We start from the raw sequence: 19,908 nt of genomic DNA on the forward strand, positions 1-19,908 counted from the left end.
TGTGAGTGTTTTGAAAAATGTTTTTTTATGTGCAGATGATTTTGGCCTTAATAATGGCATCACCCTGGGTATTTTAAAGTTAGCTCGGTTACAGCGCTTATCCGCAGTAAGTTGTATAGTCAACGCCAAAGCTTTTCATACTCATGCGAAAGAATTACTCTCTTTAAAAAGTCAGCTCCAAACTGGATTGCATTTTAATCTTACGGAAGGCCATTTGTTATCTACTTCAAATAAACTTTGTTTTGGCTTAAAGGAATTATTAATGAAATCCCAGTTAAGGATTTTAAATACAAAATTAATCTCAGACGAATTTCATGCTCAATTAGATCACTATGTCGCTGTTATGGGCGAGTTACCAGATTTTATTGATGGGCATCAACATATTCATCAATTCCCTGTCATTCGACAGATTATTTTGGATATTTATCAGCAGAAATTAAAAGGGAAAGGGATTGCTATTCGTTCAACGTATCCTTCTATCCGTATTGCCTCTTATCAATCGAAATCGAAGATCCTGGCAATAACAGGCGGTAAAACATTCAGTAGCCAATTAAAAAAAATGAAAATTCCTCATAATCCGTATTTTGGGGGGATTTATGATTTCTCAGAAAGAGCGGATTATAGGTCATTGTTTAGACAATGGTTGCAAGAAGCTCCAAACAATAGCTTAATTATGTGTCATCCAGGTGAAGACGATTTGAGTTGCGACGCTATTGCTGCGGCCCGAACTAAAGAGTTAGATTATTTTTCAAGTGAAGGGTTTATAAAGGATTGTCAAAAATATCAAGTCCATTTAGCGACAGGCCCAAAATCTTGAAAGAATATAATTATATACAGCAACGAGACCCAAAACAAAAATAAGAGAAATAAGATAATTTAATGCTGTATAATGTAGCAGCAGGTAATATAAAGCTTCATTGAGGAGTCCAGCTGATGAGGCGACAAGAAAAAAATGGGGTAAGCTTAGTTGCTTTTCATCTTGCAATTGAGAAAAAGTCAAATAACGGTGCCCAAAATAGCTGATATTAAAGGCAACTAGAAACGCAATAACATTACTGACAATCGGCTGTATATTCAAAAAATGGACTAAATTGAATACTACCAATAAATGAACAAAGGCAGCACCAGCCCCAATTCCTATGAAGTAAATTAACCTATGAGGCAACTTAAGAGTGGCTGTCGTCAAAGCTGGATTCCTCATCAATAATATAATGAGGCCTACCCTTTACCTCATCAAAAACACGCCCTATGTATTCTCCAACTACCCCTATAGCAAATAATTGCAGCCCACCAAAAAAAGTTAACGCTGTAACTATTGTTGCCCAACCAGGAGTTTGAATACCAAAAATTAATGTGCTCAATACAATCCAGGCCGCATAGAGAAGTGCCATGGTGGCTACCCCAATTCCGCCTAATGCGATTAGTCGTAAGGGAAATGCGGTAAACGAAGTAATACCAGTAATAGCTAAATCCAGCAAGGAATAAAAATTCCATTGTGAAGAGCCAGATTTACGCGGTTGTACATCGAATGGAACATCAGTTTGTTTAAAACCAACCCAGCTATATAGTCCTTTCATGAATCGATTGCGCTCGGGAAGCTTTTGTAATGCACTAACAATTTTCCTATCGAGCAGTCTAAAGTCACCAGCGTTTGCAGGGATATTGACCCGGTTTATTTTTGAAGTTAAATGATAAAAAGTTTTGGCGCAAGTTCGCTTTAACCAGGATTCATCAGACCGATTTTGTCTTACTGCATAAACCATATCATAGCCTTCTTCCCATTTGGCTATAAATTGGCTTAACAGTTCCAGTGGATGCTGAAAATCACTATCCAATAGTATGACTGCATCTCCACGTGCGTGATCCAATCCGGCGCTCAATGCTTTTTCTTTACCAAAATTTCTACTAAAACGGATATATCGAATTGGAAATTTTTCTCTTAATTTTTGAATAATTGCAAAGGTATTATCATGACTTCCATCATCTACCAGCAGTACCTCATAGGGATAAGTCATTCCCTTAAGCGTTTTATCTAGCGCTGCTATAAATTCTGCAATGAGGCTCTCTTCATTGAAAATAGGGACAACGCAAGAGATTAGTTTTTTATGTTTTGCAATTTTAGACATAATGGGCGTATTTGGATACATTCGACATATAACTTTACATTTTACCTCAGATAGGGAAGCGACGTCCATTATATGGAGCCAGGTATCAGGTAAAATAGAGTAACTCCCCTATCAGTAACACGATCTCTAGCATTATGTTAAATATTATCGATGTTGCTTAAAATTACTAACCTTTATTTCATAAAAAGTCATCTCACGATAAACTTATACGATATTTTTTCCGACACGGTAGGGTTGAGATGATGAAAAATAGTGGAGATGAAGTAAACAAAGAGAAAATGGCTGAGCCGGGCCATACTATACCATCTCAACTGGGTAATTTCTCTGTGTTGCCCAGAGACATGTTACTTGAAATTAGCTCATTTCTGAGTAATAAATCCAAAGCCCAATGGTCACAAACTTCACACGGGTTTTATCAATTTTTTAAAAATGACCTAGAAAAAGAGGCGGTTACAGAATTAAATACCCATGTGCTCTTGGGTAATGAAAAAAAGGCCCTGGCTATGATAGCAAGCTGTCCTGAAAGACTCTGTGCCAGAGGCACAGCGGTTGATTACTCAGGCCGCACTTTCAAAAATGTTACCCCTTTTCAGGCCGCCTTACTTTCCCATGATGTCACTTTGTGGAAAAAAATGGAGCCTTATTTTGATGCGCTTCCTGACGGACAGGCAGAAAAAGCGAATCAGTTTAAAGAGCTATTTCCAGAAGGACTACCTAAGCAAGAATCCTATGATTTTAGTACGTTGATTCAAATTATCACCAAAAGTTCCAATGCGGAAACCCGAGCATCACTTGATAAGCCGCTTGACATCACAACCCCCCTTGGACTGGGAATCGATGCCTTTAGAAAAAAATTTACGAAACTCGCGATGGAAGAAACATTTTTTAATCCAATGCACTTAATTAAGGCCTTTAAAGTCTATGATCAGCAATATTCTCAGTGGAATGATAATCAATGTCGTTTATTCTTGTGCCAAGTAATTGGTTATGTACAACGCTTTCTCCCGGCTTGTTACGCCCAGGCTGTTTGTCAGGGTCTTTATCTTGTCGCAGGGGAAAATCAACCATTAAGGCGCTCATTAATATATAATAATTCTTTATTATTCTATCCTCTTTCTTACGAGTCTGGGCTTGGTTTCGATTTAGGCTTAAGCATTGAATGCCCGGGTAACCCCCATATTAGTGTTGGGTGGCTGAACAGCACCATGCTTGAAGAACTGTGTAGAGCAAATACCTCAGAGCTACTTAGACTCGAGCATCGTGTCGGACAGTCCAATACGGACAGTAACGCCTGGGCACCGTGGTCGTGGTGTACGATTTGTTAAGATTTTGAGATATTATCAATTATCTAATGCCTTGATGATAGATGGAATATTTGCAATGAAAGACTCAGGATGGTTTTTGATTTCAGCGGCGTTGTTACTGGGAGTTCGTCATGGTTTTGATTTGGATCATTTGGCAACCATTGATGCGATAACTCGTAGTATTCGCAATAAACGCTCTTTATCGCGTATGGTTGGATTATTGTTTTCATTGGGCCATGGGTTGGTTGTGATTGTTGTGAGTTTGATAATTGGGGGAGGGTTTATTTCTGCTGTTACTCCTGAGTGGTTAAAGGAAGTCGGGGATATTATTTCTATTACTTGTTTATTTTTATTTGGTTTTTTAACTTTATGGAATACCATTAATTATTCTGCACAATCCGATATTCCGATTGGGTTAAAGAAGTATTTATCTCTCAAGTTGACTCGTAACAATATCCATCCCGCGTTAATCCTTTTTATTGGCGCTCTGTTTGCATTATCCTTTGATACGATTAGTCAGGTGGCGCTATTTTCACTTTCTGCGAGCGCGTTATCGGGAGTTCTGTTTTCAGGACTGCTTGGTCTTGCTTTTATGCTGGGTATGATGCTTTCTGATGGACTGAATGGAGTATTTATTGCAAGCTTGATAAGACGTGCAGATGGAACGTCTTTATTCGTCTCGAGGTTAGCGGGATTTATCATTGCCTTTTTTAGTTTAAGTATTGGTATAATCAATTGTTACAAATTATTTTAACGGACCAACAATGCATGAATTATGGTTATGCAGAAGTCTTCTTGCCATTATTGAGGAACAGGCTAATAAGAGGAAATGCCAGAAAGTAAAAAAAATAATATTGGAGGCAGGTCAGTTAGCTGCAATTGATAAGGATGCCTTGAATTTTAGTTTCAGTGTGATAACTCAAGGAACAATTGCCCAAAATGCGGAATTACTATTTATAGAAATACCTGGTGAAGCAAAGTGTCATTCCTGTGAACAAGTTGTCCCAGTCAAACAGTATTATGAGGGATGCCAGGCTTGTGGGCATCATTCTTTAACACTGACACAGGGTAGTGAAGAACTAAAAATAAAATCAATGGTGGTGGAATAATGTGTGGAATATGCGGATGCTCAGAAGAAACTAATCAAACAATAAATCATGAACACCATCATAAACATGCCCATATAGGCGATGAATATTTGATAAATATTGAACAAAATATTTTAGCCAAGAATAATCAATTCGCATTTCATAACCAGCAATATTTCTTTAAGAATAAGATATTAGCTTTAAATTTGATGTCAAGCCCGGGATCTGGAAAGACAACCCTGCTTGCCAAAACAATTTCTGCTTTGAATAAGGAAATTGATATTGCAGTCATAGTAGGCGATCAACAAACTAATTATGATGCTGACATGATTGAATCCAGTGGAGGGCGCGCTTTGCAAATTAATACCGGGAAGGTCTGTCACTTGGATGCGCATAGGGTTAGTCATGGCATAGAAGAGCTTTCCTTAAAAAAGAAATCTCTTTTATTTATTGAGAATGTCGGTAATCTTGTTTGCCCATCATTATTCCATTTAGGAGAACAGTTTAAAGTGGTGCTCCTGTCTGTTACAGAAGGTGAGAATAAGCCGCTTAAATATCCTGATATGTTTCGTTTTGCGGATTTGCTTTTGATAACCAAAACGGATTTGTTACCTTATGTGAATTTTGATTTGGAGTGGTGTCAAGAATATGCTCGCCGTATCAATCCAGATTTAGATATTTTGACTTTGTCGGCAGTAAGTGGCAAGGGATTGGATGAGTGGTATGCTTGGCTGTTAAAAGCCATAGCAACTATTCGCCTCGAGTCCTCTCTCACTTGAGCTTGACGTCTATAGTTTTGCTTAAAAAGACAACAACCAATGAAATTAGAGCGACTGCAGATTAGCATTAAAGGACAAGTGCAAGGAGTTGGTTTTAGGCCATGTGTCTATAGATTAGCTAAGCAAATGGGATTCACTGGCTTTGTGCAAAATAATACATCGGGTGTGTTAATAGAAATCCAAGGTCAATATTTATCTGGATTTATACCGAAACTGAAAGAACAGCTGCCTCCTCTTGCAAAGATTAGTACCATTCAGAGCATTTCACTTCCAATCAATCCTGATGAATATTCTTTTACAATTCTTGATAGTGAACGAGGCAAAGCAGAAACCCTCATTACTCCAGATGTTTGTATTTGTTCAGAATGCCTTAGCGAATTATTTGATCCTCAAAGCCGATATTATCGCTATCCTTTCTTGAATTGTACTCATTGTGGCCCAAGATTTACTATTACCAGAAGTCTTCCCTATGATCGAAGTCAAACTTCAATGAGCCCATTTCCCCTCTGTCAATTTTGCAAGATCGATTATTCAGATCCAGAAAATCGTCGTTATCATGCTCAACCTACTGCTTGCAGTAGTTGTGGCCCACAACTCTCTATGCCGATTAATGAAATTGCAAAAAGTATTATTGGGGGAGAAATAATTGCTTTAAAAGGCTTAGGCGGATATCAATTAATTTGTGATGCTCGCAGTGAGGATGCTGTTCTAACATTGAGAGTAAGAAAAAACCGTGAGGCAAAGCCATTTGCTTTGATGGTTGCCAATATTGCGAGCGCGGAAAAAATTGTCGAAGTGAGTGCCCAGATCAGAACAATACTTGAAAGCAGGGAAAGGCCGATTGTATTGTTAAAAAGGAGAGGGATATTTTCCCATGATGCGATTGCACCTGGGTTAAATCACCTTGGGATCATGCTTCCGTCTACTCCGTTACATTATTTACTATTTAATGCTTTTGCTGGAAATCCTGATTATTACCAATGGTTGGACGAGTTTCACCCTGTGATATTAGTAGTAACGAGCGCCAATATTGGGGGAGAGCCTCTTATCGTTGATGATCAGGAAGCCAAGCAAAAATTAGCTTCCATTGCTGATAAAATCGTTTCCTATAACCGGGAAATTATCACGAGAGCTGATGATTCTGTTATGTGTCCAGCCAATAAAACTTCTCTATTAATACGCCGCTCCCGTGGGTATGTGCCCGAACCACTAAAATTACCTCATGAAATACCTCCTATCTTAGCAGTAGGAGGGCATCTTAAAAATACTTTTTGTATTACACGCAAAGAGGAAGCTTTTGTTTCACAGCATATTGGCAATTTAAATAATAAGAGGACTATTGAGTTTTTTCATGAGTCGTTGGAGCATTTATTGCGATTCCTTGCTGTGAAACCAGAGAGAATCGCTCATGATCTTCATCCAGATTTTTATACCACCCGATTAGCTGAGGAGTATGGGATCCCCGCTGTTGGAGTACAACATCATCATGCGCATCTTGCTTCTGTAGCAGCAGAATATGGCATTCAAAAGCCTGTATTGGGACTAGCTCTGGATGGTTATGGCTATGGTTTCAATGGAGAGGCTTGGGGTGGCGAATTGTTCTTATTAGAGAAAGCTTCCTTTCAGCGAGTTGGACATTTTTTTCCTTTTCCCCAACCTGGTGGAGAAACAGCAGCACGGGAGCCCTGGCGAATGGCAGCTAGTGTTTTATATTGTTTAGGAAGAGGTCATGAGATTTCCCGACGCTTTAAGGAACAGCCTGAATCTCTTTGGATACACCAATTATTAGAAAAGAGGGTAAACTGTCCGCCAACCAGCAGTTGTGGTCGTTTATTTGATGCTGTAAGTGCTCTTTTGGGGGTTCAACTGTTATCTTATTTTGAAGGACAGGCTGCTATGGCATTAGAGAGTAGGGTGACTCAACCCCAAGCCCTACCTAAAGGTTGGATGATAAAAGACGGGGTATTCGATATGCGGCCAACGTTGGAGTTTATACTGGATACCAAGGATCCAGAATTTGGGGCTAATCTATTTCATGGGTCTTTAATAGCAGGTCTTGCTGAATGGATCACGGGAACTTGTCGAGAAAAGAGAATTGACATGATACTATTGAGCGGTGGTTGTTTTTTAAATCAAATTCTGACAGAAGGATTACTGAGTTCATTACTTAAATCAGGGATTCAACCGCTGTTACCCAAATTATTACCCCCGAATGATGGCGGTATTTCATTGGGGCAAGCGTGGATTAGCGGAATAAACTAAAGGATGATTTATGTGCTTAGCTCTGCCAGCGCAAATCGAACAAATTCTGGGAAATAATAGAGCTGTCGTTAATATTGGCGGTATAACCAAAGAAATTTCTACAGTTTTATTAGAGCAAGTTTGTAAAGGGGAATACGTTGTTATTCATGCTGGATTTGCATTAACAAAACTAGATGAAAGGGAGGCTCAAAAAACGTTGAGTTTATTTGCTCGCATGTTAAAGGATAATAAGTGAAATACATAGAGGAATTTCGAAATGGTAGTTACGCTCAGGCCATTGCTAATAAAATTGCTGACGCAGTGGAGCCTGGCAGGCATTACCAGTTTATGGAATTTTGCGGTGGCCATACTCATGCTATTCATCGCTATGGGATTCCCAGTTTGCTCCCCAGTCATGTCGAAATGATTCATGGTCCTGGGTGCCCTGTTTGTGTATTACCTATAGCCAGAATTGATAAAGCCATAAGTCTTGCTTCATCTCCTAAGGTGATATTGTGCAGCTATGCGGATATGTTGCGGGTTCCAGGCACGGGACAAAAAAGTTTATTGACCGCTAAAGCCTCTGGTGCTGATGTCAGGATGATTTATTCTGCAGATGATGCCTTAAAAATTGCTCAGGAAAACCCTGATAGAGAGGTTGTATTCTTCGCCATAGGTTTTGAAACCACAACACCGCCTACTGCTTTTGTTATCAAGCAGGCAAAGAAATTAAACCTCACTAATTTTAGTGTATTTTGTAATCATGTCTTGACTCCTGTAGCCATGGAAAGTTTATTACAGACGAATGAAGTCACATTAGATGGGTTTGTTGGCCCTGCCCATGTCAGTATTGTTATAGGAAGTTACCCTTATGAGCAGGTATGTAATAAATACCAAAAACCTATTGTGATATCAGGGTTTGAGCCTTTGGATGTATTGCATTCTATTCTTATGCTTATTAAACAATTGAATGAGAAGCGTTGTGAAGTAGAAATTCAATATACTCGTGCTGTAAATCGTACAGGGAGTCTCTTATCGCAGGCATTGATGACTGAAGTACTGGAAATATGCGAGAGTTTTGAGTGGCGTGGCTTAGGTTTTATTCCTCACAGTGCATTAAAAATTAGAGAATTTTTTTCCGATTTTGATGCGGAGCAACGTTTTGTATTACCAGAAAGTACATCGCAAGAACATAAACAGTGTCTTTGTGGCGACGTATTAAGAGGGATAAAAAAGCCAATGGATTGCAAATTATTTGCCAAAGCCTGTTCGCCTGAAAGCCCTTTAGGAGCCTGTATGGTGTCGTCTGAGGGGGCTTGCGCTGCCGTATATGCCTATGGAAGAGGGAAAGCTTTATGACGGAAACTCTGATAACTAAGAAATTAAAAGGGCCAAAACTGAATTTCAAAGAAGGAACTATCAATTTGTCCCATGGTAGTGGTGGTCGTTCTATGGCCCAGTTAATTGATCAATTATTTTTAACAGCATTTGATAATGAATGGCTAGCTCAGAGAAATGACCAGGCTTGTTTTGTTGTTCCTTCCGGACGTATGGTGATGGCAACCGATTCCCATGTCATTTCCCCGCTTTTTTTTCCTGGTGGTGATATTGGCTCTTTGTCTATTCATGGAACCATCAATGATATTGCTATGTCAGGAGCTAAGCCTTTGTATTTGACTGCTGGTTTTATTTTGGAAGAAGGCTTTCCTCTTAGTGATTTGCAAAGAATAGTCTATTCGATGGCTCATGCTGCCAGGGAGGCTCACGTCGCTATCATTGCTGGTGATACAAAGGTGGTGGAGAGAGGAAAAGGGGATGGGATTTTTATCACTACCACAGGCGTTGGTATTGTTTCTGAATCAATTAATATTTCTGGTGATCGGGCAAAGCCTGGTGACAAAGTGATCGTCAGCGGATTTGTTGGTGATCATGGAGTGGCAATTATGGCTTATCGCAATAACTTACAATTCCAGACTAATGTGCAATCCGATACGGCATCGTTACATGATCTGGTAGCCTGCATGGTAAAGGCTGTCCCGGAGATCCATTGTTTGCGTGATCCTACTCGCGGAGGTATTGCAATAACGCTAAATGAATTGGCTTTACAATCGAAAGTTGGTTTGGTAATTGATGAAAGTACAATCCCGATTCGTACAGAGGTCGCTAGTGCCTGCGAATTATTAGGTCTGGATCCTCTTTATGTGGCAAATGAAGGTAAATTAATTGCAATTTGCCCATCGGAGAGAGCAAATGAGTTATTAGCGGTTATGAAGGCTCATCCGCAAGGTTTGCATGCTGAGATTATTGGTGAGGTGATTGAAGATCATCGGTATTTTGTTCAGTTGAAAACAAAATTGGGTGGAATGCGCATGGTGGATTGGTTGGCTGGAGAGCAATTACCGAGAATCTGTTAAATCTCGATTATCTGCTCCTTCACGGTCACTTGGATTATAGTGAGTAAACTGAGTATAGTGAGTAAACCGAGCTGCGACCGTTAGGGAGCGGACTTGCAATATAAAAGGATTAGCGGGATGAGTGAAAAGAGAAGCTATTTTCTACCTCATGAGACATTGCAAAATTTAATTGACTCCTTGCAAAATGCTGGTTTTTCCTGCGTGGGACCTCAAGTGCGGGATGGTGCAATAGTTTATGATCTCTTAACTAAGGTAGAGCAATTACCATGGGGAATTCGTGATCACCAATCTCCGGGAGAATATCGCCTAGAGCGCATCCCTGAGCGCAAGGCTTTTGCATTTGCGAATGGTCCTCAAGGAATAAAGCCCCTGTTATTCAAACCGCAAGAAACAGTGTGGCGAGTGGAACGGAATGAAGAAGGAAAATTGTGCTTTGTTCCTCACCAACCTGATGAACCCCCTATTGCCATTATTGGTTCTCGTTCCTGTGATCTGGTAGCCATGAGCATTCAGGATAAGGTTTTTGTAGAGAGTAAAAACCCTGATCCTCGTTATAAAAAAAGACGCGAGCAGTTATTTATAGTCGCAGTGAATTGTACTTATGCTTCTGAAAATTGTTTTTGTGTCTCTGCTGGGACTGGTCCAGAAGTGAGAAGCCCATTCGATATTCTTATGACAGAAATTGAGGGTGGATTTGTGGTGGAAACAGGGAGCGAGAGAGGAAAAGGAATTATTAATCAACTTCACTTAGAAAGTGCTACAAAAACCCAATGTGTTGATGCTGGTAATAATGCCCAACAGGCCGCTTCGTTGCAAAAGAAAAGAATACCTTTAGACAACAAACGTGAATTACGAGATTTACTTTTTTCCAATTTAAATCATTTACGTTGGGATGAGGTGGCTAATCGTTGTTTATCTTGTGGTAATTGTACTTTAGTATGCCCGACCTGTTTTTGTCATAGCGAAATCGAGAAACCAGGGTTAGATGGGGGGGCTAGTGAACATCAAAGAGAGTGGGATTCCTGCTTTACAACAGGACATACCTATTTGAATGGAAAAATTATTCGCGATGACACAAGAAAACAATACAGACAATGGTTAACTCATAAAGTTGGCAGTTGGTTTGATCAATTTGATACCAGCGGCTGTGTAGGTTGTGGCCGTTGCATCACTTGGTGCCCGGTTGGCATTGATATTACTGAAGAGCTGGCAGCTATTTCAGGGGAGTCTAATGTGAGGAAAATAGAAAGTGAATAAGTCAGATCCTGATCCCTATCTGCCAAAAGAAGTTGAAATTGTGAAGCGTACGCAGGAAAGTTCTTCTATTTTTACTCTTCATTTGCGTATTACTGATGAGGAACAACATAAACAATTTCAATTTTATCCCGGTCAATTCAATATGTTATATCTTTATGGGGTAGGTGAAGTCGCTATTTCAATTGTTTCAGATCCCAGAAGAAAGGCTACTCTAAGCCATACTATTCGGGCAGTGGGCCGAGTAACTAAGGCTATGCAGCAACTGCAGGTAGGTGATCGACTTGGCATGCGAGGACCTTTTGGAGTAGGTTGGCCGCTTGAAAAGGTAAAGGGAAAAGATGTCATCGTTTTAACCGGAGGCTTGGGTTGTGCTCCATCAGTTTCTATAATCAACTATGTCATAAGAAGACGAAATCATTATGGTAAGCTAAGTATTTTACAAGGAGTAAAGCACAGCGAAGATTTTATTTTCAGAAAACAATACGCTCAATGGCAAAAATCTCCTCATACTGAGGTTTATATAGCAGCCGATCAAGCGGGCCCTAAATGGCCTTGGAGTGTTGGCTATGTGACCGATATGATTGACAACATTACTATCCAACCAGAAAATTCAGTAGTCATGATGTGTGGACCAGAGATGATGATGAATACCGCGGTGAAAGTATTTACTGAAAAAGGAATTCCTGAGAGTAATATTTATCTCAGTATGGAGAGAAATATGGAGTGTGGCATTGGTCATTGCGGTCATTGTCAGTATGGTGGTTTGTTTGTATGCAAAGATGGCCCCGTCTTTGCTTATACCCAAGTTAAGGAACTGTTCAAAGTGCGAGGGTTTTAGAGTAATGAAACCACGTGTCGCTATATATAAACTAACATCATGTGATGGATGTCAATTAGCCTTTTTAAATTCGGGAGAATCCTTGCTTACCTTATCTAATTTGGTTGAAATAGTTCATTTTGCAGAAGCAGGTATGGTGGATATTGATATCAAAGTAGACATTGCCTTTGTTGAAGGCAGCGTTTCTACACCCGATGAAGTGCATCGCATAAGAAAAATTCGTGAAAACAGTAAATACCTTATTACTATAGGTGCTTGTGCTACGGCCGGTGGTATACAGGCGTTACGCAGTTTTTCAGATTCTGATGAATGGGTAGCAGGTGTTTATGCGTCACCTGATTATATAAAGACACTCACCACGTCTACTGCTATTTCGCATCATGTTAAAGTCGATTGGGAATTATGGGGTTGTCCGGTAAATAGTCGGCAAGTTTTGGAGGCTATTCGTTTTTTATTATTCGCTGCTACTCCCAAAATAAAAAAAGACTCGGAATGCATGGAGTGTAAACGAAAAGGAAATGTTTGTGTATTGGTAACGAAAAAACAACCGTGCATGGGACCAGTAACCCAGACAGGATGTGGTTCTCTTTGCCCTACCGTTGGACGGGGTTGTTATGCTTGTTATGGACCAAAAGAAAATGCCAATGCCAATTCTTTAGGGAGTTGGTTTTTATCTATGGGGTTAAGCAAAGAAGAGGTTGCCAGAAAATTTTTACATATTAACAATCAATCTCCATCGTTTAATAAGGCTGGAAACTATTTTAAAGGTATCAAAATCAGCAATGAATAAAGACATTTCAATTAATGTTCCAATCTTGGCACGAGTGGAAGGAGAGGGCGCTCTTGAACTTTGTATTCGGGATAGCAAAATTGAGACGTTAAGATTAAAAATTTATGAACCACCAAGATTATTTGAAAAATTCCTGGAAGGTCGTAGTTATACCGAAGTGTTAGATTTTGTGGCTCGTATTTGCGGCATATGTCCAGTTGCTTATCAAATGAGTGCCACTCAGGCTATTGAACAGTGTTTCAACATCAGTGTAACGCCATGGGTTCGCAATATGCGTCGTCTCTTTTATTGTGGGGAATGGTTGGAGAGTCACAGTCTGCATGTTCACTTTCTGGCTTTACCTGACTTTTTAGGGTTTCGCTCTGCTCCTGAAATGGCCAAGACATTTCCTGAAGAGGTCAAACGTGGATTGCGTCTTCAATCTTTTGGTAATGACTTGATTAAACTGTTGGGGGGACGTTCTGTCCATCCCGTGGGAGCTTGTGTTGGAGGTTTTTATAAAGCGCCAGCCTACTCGGAAATAAAGGTGCTATTAGAAAAAGCAAAAGAACGAGTTGCCGATTGTGAAGAATTGCTCTATTGGCTTGCAAAACTTTCTTTTCCTGATAATTCCCATGATTTTACTAATGTTTCTCTTTATCATCCTACTGAATACCCTATGAACGAAGGAAGAATTGTATCGAATCGAGGTCTCAACATAAACAAGGAAGAATTTGATTATTATTTTAAAGAACATCAGGTGAGTTATTCTACGGCATTGCATTGCTTATTACAAAATAAACCGTATTTGGTAGGACCTCTTGCTCGCGTTAACAATTGTTTTGGGCATTTACCTGTTCCAATTCATCTTCTTTTACAAGATTTAGGATTGCAATTTCCTTCAAGAAATATGTACTACAGCATCATCGCTCGTGCGATAGAAATATATTATTGTGTTTTGGAAGCCATTCGCATTATGGAACAATATGCATTACCAGAGCATTCTTATCCAGAAATTACACCTCAAGCTGGGGAAGGAATAGGTTGTACTGAAGCTCCCAGAGGAATATTATGGCAACATTATCTATTTGATGAGCATGGACGGGTTTTGACCGCTCGCATTATCCCTCCTACTAGTCAAAATCAGGCACGGATTGAGGAAGATTTGAGGTACTCCTTGGAACAGTTTGGTTTTGAGCAAGATGAGAAAGTCATACGACATTTTAGCGAAATGATTATCCGGAACTACGATCCTTGTATTTCTTGTTCAACTCATTTTTTAGATTTAAAAATCAATAGATTATGAGCTTTATAAAAATTTTAGGTATAGGTTCACCATTCGGTGATGATCAAGTGGGATGGTTGGTTGCTGAAGGGCTAAAAAAGGAATTGGACCTATCCCCGGATATCGATCGAAAAGTAAGCGTGGAATGTCACGATCGCCCTGGTCTGCGTTTAATTGAATTATTAGACTCTCAACAGGTTGTATTTTTAATTGATGCGGTAAAATCAGGGGGCACTATTGGAACTATTCACCATTTAAAAAATAGCGAAATTTATACTCTGAAAAATGCACTATCTACCCATGCTATAGGAGTAGTTCAAGCCTTGCAATTAGCGAATAGTTTAGATGTTTTACCTGAACACATTATTTTATACGGGATCGAGATTGGGGATGCCACTACCTTTCCTTCCACTTTATCAAAGTCAATTGAAAAAACAATTCCTCTGGTTATTGCCCAATTAAAAAGAGAACTAGACTGTTTTCTAGAACACTAAAGATAATAGAGTTCTTTCGAAACTCTACTGCCATGGAGAATTGCTTTGTCGATACGGTGCTCGAATCCTCATGTACTGACGTGTACACTCCGGTTCTCCATTCTGTGCCTCCTCGCACTTCACTCAAAGAAGCGAATTTCGAAAGAGATCTATTAAATTAAATATAGGCAAATGGTTATTGTGCAAAGGTATTGTATGTGCTTTCCTTGATTTTTAAAGCGCCAATGGTTTGATTTCCCCACCGTACTGTAAAGCTCGTTTCATCACTTTACGACCATAAAAATAGCGAGCAATGACATAAGTTACAAATTGATTAACCAATTTAGGTAAAAATGGCATAGGACGTAATACGTCAATAATTAAAACAACTCGATAATCGTCACTGGTATTTCTTACTTCATGTGGCCATGAATCATCGAAAAGTACTGCTTCACCCTCTCTCCATGTATAAGGTTGATTATTAACGAAAATTTGCGGCGGATTATTCTGGGGAACGTGAATTCCTAAATGGTATCTTAAATAACCTATATAAGGGCCTTCATGTAGTGGAATGGACTTCCCTGGTTCTAAAATTGAGAAGAAGGCTTGAATAAGGTGAGGTATTCCTTCCAGTAAATGGCAAAGTGTTGGGCATAGCAAACGAGCTTCTTTGAGTTGATAGCCAAGAAGATAGAGCATAAATACATTCCAGTTTTTTTCAGTAGTATTTGATATCGCTTCTTCCCCAGGATCGATGTCATGATAGCGTGGTAACTCTTTCACGTTAGCTTGTACGTTTTCAAACTCTTTTTTAATGTCTGAAAAATGATGGGTTATCTGATTCAAGGCTGGGAAAGTTTGATCAATATCAAAAAAAACTGGGCGTTGGTTGTATCCCACATACGGCTCATAAAAACGATTCAATTTGTTTTTAAAATAATGATAGTCTACCATTGTTTATTCCTTAGTGTATTTTTAACAATCATTAGGCGCCGAATGTTCGACTATCCTTGAGAAAGCAAGCTATTTTAGAATGAAGTCCCAAGAAATGGAAGTTCAATAGATAAGCCATAATCAACAAATCCTATTTTTCTGCTACAACTGTTGGAAAAATGTGAGCTTCATCATAGAGGAAATGAATATTTTTAAATCCTGCTGATTCGAGTTGTTCTTTGGTTTGTTGGGTTGAACGAAAACATTGGAATTTTGCATTGAGAACATCTGAAAAAATAATTTTTTGTAATGAAAGATCCTCTAAATTGATTTTATTAAGCTTCCATTCACATTGAGGACTTAAGTGGGGTGGGTAAGTTAAAAAACTGGTTACTAATTTCCCGCCTTTTTTGAGAGCGATATAGAATTGCTCATACAGTTTTGTAACCTTATCATTGTCTGGTTCATAAATATTTAACCCATTACTTGAAACGAGATCAAACTCCTCATAAATGTTAAGTGACCAGGCATTACCACAAACAAATTTTGTAAATTGATTTAAATTTTGCTTTTTTGCCAGGGCCTTAGCATCTTCTAGCGTGGCTGGGTCATAATCTATGCCAACTAATAGGATAGTATTGATATCACTAAAATCTAGATAAAGTAATTCTCCTAACATCCCGCAAGGGATACAAGCTAAAGTTGCTCCATGTAATACAGCTTTTTGATTTTCCCGCAAAAAAATCTCAAAACGTTGTTGGGTCGCTAGCATGGTTGGTGCTTTATCCAATATAAAGCGCTCCAAAGAAGATAATGGTTCCCCCTTATTGTTAAGACCGGTTTTTCTTCCAAACCAGGGGTGAGTCAACATGTAATGGGTCCAATATCCATTAATTCCCTGATTCTTTATTAAAAATTGGCCAAAATCAAATTGACTTAATTCTTGAAGGATTCTAAGTTGAGTTTCTACTGTAGTATGCGGTTTATTTCCTTCTTTTTTGATTCTTTCTTCTATTTGCTGCATTGCAGTATCGAGATTGGAGGAAGCGGGGTTATGAGAAATGATTTCATCTTGTTTTGGCATGCAAGTCCTCTTGATAGAATTCTGATTTGGTAGTATCTAAATACTAATTGGCATTATTATACTTAATATTTCTACAGTTCATAGGTTTTATATTATGCTTGAAAGAGTGAAGTTCAATATAAGGAAATGGAATTTTCTTATATCGAACTCCCTAATGAGTTGGTAGGTGTTATATTATCTCGTGAGGGGTTTCTCAAAATGACTATAAATATATCCAGATATTGGGTTTTCCGGGTCAGTAAATTCTGGGTATAATCTGCTCACTGTGTTATGTACTTTTCTTATATCACTTCTGAGTAAGCAACCCCCATTTTTTTCAAACATCTTCTCTGCAGTAAATGCCCTAACTTCATCCTTATAGCTGACTTGTTTTGAGTTTTCACTTTCCTTTTCCTTATCATAAAGTTCTGAGTTTAAAAAATGGCAGATTTCATGGATTAGGGTACTGGCAATTTCTTCAACGCTTTTTTTCGAATGGATATAAATGTATCGGTTATCATAAATAATCCCTTCTAATTCCTGTTCGATTTTGCGGACTGCAGAAGTGGTAGGTGGAAAGGTTTGGGGAAGTGTAATGTTATGCTCTTTTTTCATGTCGTTCTTCATTCTCATATAGTGATCTGGAGTCAGTTGAAAGAATGAGCCTACTGTGACTTGATTAGAATCAAGCGCTTGCACTACTATTTTTGCGACGAAGGATTGGTTCTGTTTAATCAGATGGATTGCTTTATATAATTTTTCTTCAAAATTGTTTTCATCAAAAGCCTGGTTTGTTTCAAAAAAATTGAATCGAGACATTCCTTTTCTCCTATTATCCAGTTTTAATGATTTTCCATACTATTTCATAGTACCTTTTTTCCAATTAGTGAACAATACTGTTTGTAATTTTTCAAAATGACCAGTTTTACCACTGCAATTTTTTAGACTTCCAGCATAATCTGTCCATTGTGTAAAGATAATTCTAATCAATTTGGGACTATACTTAAGGTATCCTTCTATTGATGCAGCGCTTTTGTTTATGAAAGGAATCATATTCAACGAATTTCTTAATTTCGTGGAAAAAACTGAATCTTATGCGATAGTTGATCAAATTATTATGGATAGTCATTTGAAATCTGAAGGTGCCTATACGACTATTGGTACCTATTCGCCAAAAGAGTTGTTTCAATTAGTTAAAGCATTAAGTGAAAAAAATGGCAAATCGGCTTCTATGATTTTACAGGAGTATGGTGAATATTTATTTGAAGTTTTTAGAAAAAAATACCCTCAATTTTTTAGGAGAAAAATATCAGTATTTCAATTCTTAGAGGAGTTGGAAACACGTGTTCATTTCGAAGTAAGGAAATTATATGACCATACCGAGCTGCCTTCTTTCGAGTGTAGGTATCTGAAGCCAACACAATTGGAAATGATTTACACTTCAAGCCGCCCTTTGGCCGATCTTGCAGAAGGCTTAATAAGAGGTTGTATCCATTATCTTAAGGAGAATATCGCTATTGTTCGTGAAAATCTACCTGCAAAAACAGGCTTCAGAGCAAAATTTTTATTGACGAAAGGCAACCCTGATGAGTGATTATGAAGTGTTATTGCGTCATCTTAAAAGAGAGATGCGCGCTCGAAAAGAAGCCGAAGAAATAAGCGAAAAAAAGATATCTCAATTATATCTTCTTAGTTGCCGCTTGGAAGAAAGTTTAAAAGCACAAAAAAGAATAAGTCAAAAATTAAAAGAGAAGACCAGAGCATTGAAACTTCAAGTAGCTAAAACAGAAGAAGAACGTCATGCTAAAAGTACCTTACAAACCATATTAGAAAGTTCCATTTATTATTCAATAATTGCAATTAACTTAAGAGGGGTTATTTTAGTTTGGAATGAAGGAGCTAGACGAAATTATGGTTACGAAGCACATGAATTGGTTAATAAGGAAAATATCCAAATTTTACATACTCCTGAAGACATTCAATCTGGGAAATTAATGAAATTTTTCCAAACTGTGCGCCGAGAGGGTAAGGCAGAAGAGGTATTTCAGAGGGTCCGAAAAGACGGGTCTCGTTTTACTGCTTCGGTTACCATGACCGTGCGTCGCGATTCCAAAGAAAAAAAAATAGGCTATGTTATTATTTCGAAAGATATTACAGAAATTAAAAAATATGAAGAGAAATTGATTAAAAGTAATCAAGAACTGGAAGAGTTTGCTTATATTACTTCACATGATTTAAAAGCGCCATTAAGAGCAATTGTTCAGTTGGCAACCTGGATAGAAGAAGATTGTGGGGATAAGTTGGACGCTGTTTCTAGAAAAAATCTAGCATTACTTAGAGACCGTGCTTACCGTATGAAAGGGATGATAGAAGCTCTCTTGCAATATGCTCGGGTAGACCGGCTTAATGTGGGGTTCGAATGGGTAGATACTAAAGAATTACTTCGAGAAATAGTTGATATTCTCAATCATGATAAGAAATTTATTATTGTAATTCATGAGCCTATGCCTTCATTATTCACTACTAAGATACTGCTAAATCAGGTTTTTTCTAACCTTATTTCTAATAGCATGAAACATCATCATCGAAAAAAAGGAACAATTGAGATTGGAACTCAAGATAAAGGAGCATTTTATGAGTTTTATGTCGCTGATGACGGGCCTGGCATTGAGTCTGAGTATTTTGAAAAAATATTTAAAATATTCCAAACATTACAATCTAAAGATGAATTGGAATCCACTGGCATAGGATTAAGTATTGTAAAAAAAATTGTAGAATCTCAAGGGGGGGATGTTTACGTGCAGTCCGAATTGGGCAAGGGGGCTAAATTTTTATTTACTTGGCCCAAACAGTCTTTCCAATAAAGGATTGGGTCTATAATTAGATTAAAAGATAGAATGTTTTCTTAGGGAGAAATTGCAATGGAATCCACTGCTGAAAAAATTGACATTTTGTACTTGGAAGACGATGAAGTTGACATTCAATCTGCTCAGCGTGCGTTTCAGAAAGTAAGTTCGTCGATTAAGATAGAAGTTGCAAAAAATGGAAATCAAGCATTAGACAAGCTTTATGGACGAAATAATGAAAAGAAAATTCATCCCAAAGTGATTCTTCTTGACATTAATTTGCCTAAAATGAATGGAATAGAGTTCTTAAAAGATTTACGTGCTGATCAGACATTTACCGATATTGAGGTATATGTCCTTACGGCAGCTTATACTAGCCAGGATAAGCTGGCTTTAGAGCCTTTAAATATTCGTGGTCATTTGATTAAGCCTCTTGATTATGGCGAAGCTATCAAGTTGTTTTGGGTATTACAATCCCTATAGGGTTTGTTG

The 19,908-nt window shown here is 38.4% G+C and carries 22 protein-coding genes; 17 read left to right on the plus strand and 5 right to left on the minus strand.

Features of this window, described 5'->3' with window-relative positions; genetic code table 11:
- Window position 1: 1 nt before the first annotated feature.
- The gene (locus OK13_RS06500; protein WP_035889078.1) at window positions 2–817 is read left to right on the plus strand and encodes a ChbG/HpnK family deacetylase; all 816 of its coding nucleotides are present in this window, start codon (window positions 2–4) and stop codon (window positions 815–817) included.
- On the opposite strand, the gene OK13_RS06505 is transcribed toward OK13_RS06500, so the two are convergent.
- Together OK13_RS06505 and OK13_RS06510 are read right to left on the minus strand one after the other, a co-directional pair.
- Window positions 794–1,201: a GtrA family protein gene (locus OK13_RS06505; protein WP_052117596.1), complete on the minus strand. Its 408-nt coding sequence runs from the start codon at window positions 1,199–1,201 to the stop codon at window positions 794–796. The two genes, OK13_RS06500 and OK13_RS06505, sit on opposite strands and share 24 nt — an antisense overlap.
- A complete protein-coding gene (locus OK13_RS06510; protein ID WP_035889121.1) occupies window positions 1,167–2,126 on the minus strand; it encodes a glycosyltransferase family 2 protein in 960 nt (319 codons plus the stop codon). The genes OK13_RS06505 and OK13_RS06510 overlap by 35 nt, the downstream gene beginning before the upstream one ends.
- A gap of 239 nt (window positions 2,127–2,365) precedes the next feature.
- On the opposite strand from OK13_RS06510, the gene OK13_RS06515 reads away from it, so the two are divergent.
- From OK13_RS06515 to OK13_RS06575, 13 genes are all read left to right on the plus strand, one after another.
- Window positions 2,366–3,451: a hypothetical protein gene (locus tag OK13_RS06515; protein WP_152571609.1), complete on the plus strand. Its 1,086-nt coding sequence runs from the start codon at window positions 2,366–2,368 to the stop codon at window positions 3,449–3,451.
- Between the two features lie 55 nt (window positions 3,452–3,506).
- Window positions 3,507–4,184, plus strand: coding sequence for a HoxN/HupN/NixA family nickel/cobalt transporter (locus tag OK13_RS06520; protein WP_035889083.1), 678 nt, complete (start codon window positions 3,507–3,509; stop codon window positions 4,182–4,184).
- Between the two features lie 10 nt (window positions 4,185–4,194).
- Window positions 4,195–4,539: a hydrogenase maturation nickel metallochaperone HypA gene (gene hypA, locus OK13_RS06525; RefSeq protein ID WP_035889084.1), complete on the plus strand. Its 345-nt coding sequence runs from the start codon at window positions 4,195–4,197 to the stop codon at window positions 4,537–4,539.
- Window positions 4,539–5,297 carry a hydrogenase nickel incorporation protein HypB gene (gene hypB, locus OK13_RS06530; RefSeq protein ID WP_052117597.1) on the plus strand — a complete coding sequence of 253 codons (759 nt, stop codon included), beginning with the start codon at window positions 4,539–4,541 and terminating at the stop codon, window positions 5,295–5,297. Before hypA ends, hypB begins: the two co-directional genes overlap by 1 nt.
- 39 nt (window positions 5,298–5,336) lie before the next feature.
- Window positions 5,337–7,559 (plus strand): carbamoyltransferase HypF, encoded by a 2,223-nt coding sequence (gene hypF / locus OK13_RS06535; protein WP_035889086.1) that lies wholly within the window; start codon window positions 5,337–5,339, stop codon window positions 7,557–7,559.
- Between the two features lie 10 nt (window positions 7,560–7,569).
- Window positions 7,570–7,794 carry a HypC/HybG/HupF family hydrogenase formation chaperone gene (locus OK13_RS06540; RefSeq protein WP_035889088.1) on the plus strand — a complete coding sequence of 75 codons (225 nt, stop codon included), beginning with the start codon at window positions 7,570–7,572 and terminating at the stop codon, window positions 7,792–7,794.
- On the plus strand, window positions 7,791–8,897 hold the full coding sequence (gene hypD, locus OK13_RS06545; RefSeq protein ID WP_035889090.1) for a hydrogenase formation protein HypD: 1,107 nt from the start codon (window positions 7,791–7,793) through the stop codon (window positions 8,895–8,897). The genes OK13_RS06540 and hypD overlap by 4 nt, the downstream gene beginning before the upstream one ends.
- Window positions 8,894–9,952, plus strand: a complete 1,059-nt coding sequence (gene hypE / locus OK13_RS06550; protein ID WP_035889091.1) for a hydrogenase expression/formation protein HypE — start codon at window positions 8,894–8,896, stop codon at window positions 9,950–9,952. Before hypD ends, hypE begins: the two co-directional genes overlap by 4 nt.
- A gap of 117 nt (window positions 9,953–10,069) precedes the next feature.
- Window positions 10,070–11,209, plus strand: coding sequence for a 4Fe-4S dicluster domain-containing protein (locus OK13_RS06555; RefSeq protein WP_035889092.1), 1,140 nt, complete (start codon window positions 10,070–10,072; stop codon window positions 11,207–11,209).
- Complete coding sequence (locus OK13_RS06560; protein ID WP_035889093.1) at window positions 11,202–12,047, plus strand: FAD/NAD(P)-binding protein; 846 nt, start codon at window positions 11,202–11,204, stop codon at window positions 12,045–12,047. Before OK13_RS06555 ends, OK13_RS06560 begins: the two co-directional genes overlap by 8 nt.
- Window positions 12,048–12,051: 4 nt before the next feature.
- Window positions 12,052–12,837 carry an NADH-quinone oxidoreductase subunit B family protein gene (locus OK13_RS06565; protein ID WP_035889094.1) on the plus strand — a complete coding sequence of 262 codons (786 nt, stop codon included), beginning with the start codon at window positions 12,052–12,054 and terminating at the stop codon, window positions 12,835–12,837.
- Window positions 12,830–14,122: a Ni/Fe hydrogenase subunit alpha gene (locus tag OK13_RS06570; protein WP_035889095.1), complete on the plus strand. Its 1,293-nt coding sequence runs from the start codon at window positions 12,830–12,832 to the stop codon at window positions 14,120–14,122. Before OK13_RS06565 ends, OK13_RS06570 begins: the two co-directional genes overlap by 8 nt.
- Complete coding sequence (locus OK13_RS06575) at window positions 14,119–14,595, plus strand: hydrogenase maturation protease (protein WP_035889096.1); 477 nt, start codon at window positions 14,119–14,121, stop codon at window positions 14,593–14,595. The genes OK13_RS06570 and OK13_RS06575 overlap by 4 nt, the downstream gene beginning before the upstream one ends.
- A gap of 213 nt (window positions 14,596–14,808) precedes the next feature.
- On the opposite strand, the gene OK13_RS06580 is transcribed toward OK13_RS06575, so the two are convergent.
- The 3 genes from OK13_RS06580 to OK13_RS06590 all read right to left on the minus strand — a co-directional run bounded on the left by OK13_RS06580 (window position 14,809) and on the right by OK13_RS06590 (window position 17,389).
- A complete protein-coding gene (locus OK13_RS06580) occupies window positions 14,809–15,528 on the minus strand; it encodes an aspartyl/asparaginyl beta-hydroxylase domain-containing protein (RefSeq protein ID WP_035889097.1) in 720 nt (239 codons plus the stop codon).
- A gap of 130 nt (window positions 15,529–15,658) precedes the next feature.
- Window positions 15,659–16,591: a class I SAM-dependent methyltransferase gene (locus tag OK13_RS06585; RefSeq protein WP_035889100.1), complete on the minus strand. Its 933-nt coding sequence runs from the start codon at window positions 16,589–16,591 to the stop codon at window positions 15,659–15,661.
- A 174-nt stretch (window positions 16,592–16,765) separates the two neighbouring features.
- Window positions 16,766–17,389: an ImmA/IrrE family metallo-endopeptidase gene (locus OK13_RS06590; RefSeq protein ID WP_035889102.1), complete on the minus strand. Its 624-nt coding sequence runs from the start codon at window positions 17,387–17,389 to the stop codon at window positions 16,766–16,768.
- Window positions 17,390–17,609: 220 nt separating this feature from the next.
- On the opposite strand from OK13_RS06590, the gene OK13_RS06600 reads away from it, so the two are divergent.
- Genes OK13_RS06600 through OK13_RS06610 form a run of 3 tightly spaced genes read left to right on the plus strand, consistent with a single transcriptional unit; the run spans window position 17,610 to window position 19,899 of the window.
- The gene (locus OK13_RS06600) at window positions 17,610–18,164 is read left to right on the plus strand and encodes a heme NO-binding domain-containing protein (protein ID WP_035889106.1); all 555 of its coding nucleotides are present in this window, start codon (window positions 17,610–17,612) and stop codon (window positions 18,162–18,164) included.
- Window positions 18,157–19,434 (plus strand): sensor histidine kinase, encoded by a 1,278-nt coding sequence (locus tag OK13_RS06605; RefSeq protein WP_081964881.1) that lies wholly within the window; start codon window positions 18,157–18,159, stop codon window positions 19,432–19,434. Before OK13_RS06600 ends, OK13_RS06605 begins: the two co-directional genes overlap by 8 nt.
- A gap of 57 nt (window positions 19,435–19,491) precedes the next feature.
- Window positions 19,492–19,899: a response regulator gene (locus OK13_RS06610; RefSeq protein WP_035889108.1), complete on the plus strand. Its 408-nt coding sequence runs from the start codon at window positions 19,492–19,494 to the stop codon at window positions 19,897–19,899.
- Window positions 19,900–19,908: the final 9 nt, after the last annotated feature.

Origin of the sequence: Legionella norrlandica, assembly GCF_000770585.1 — a bacterium.
GTDB lineage: Bacteria > Pseudomonadota > Gammaproteobacteria > Legionellales > Legionellaceae > Legionella > Legionella norrlandica.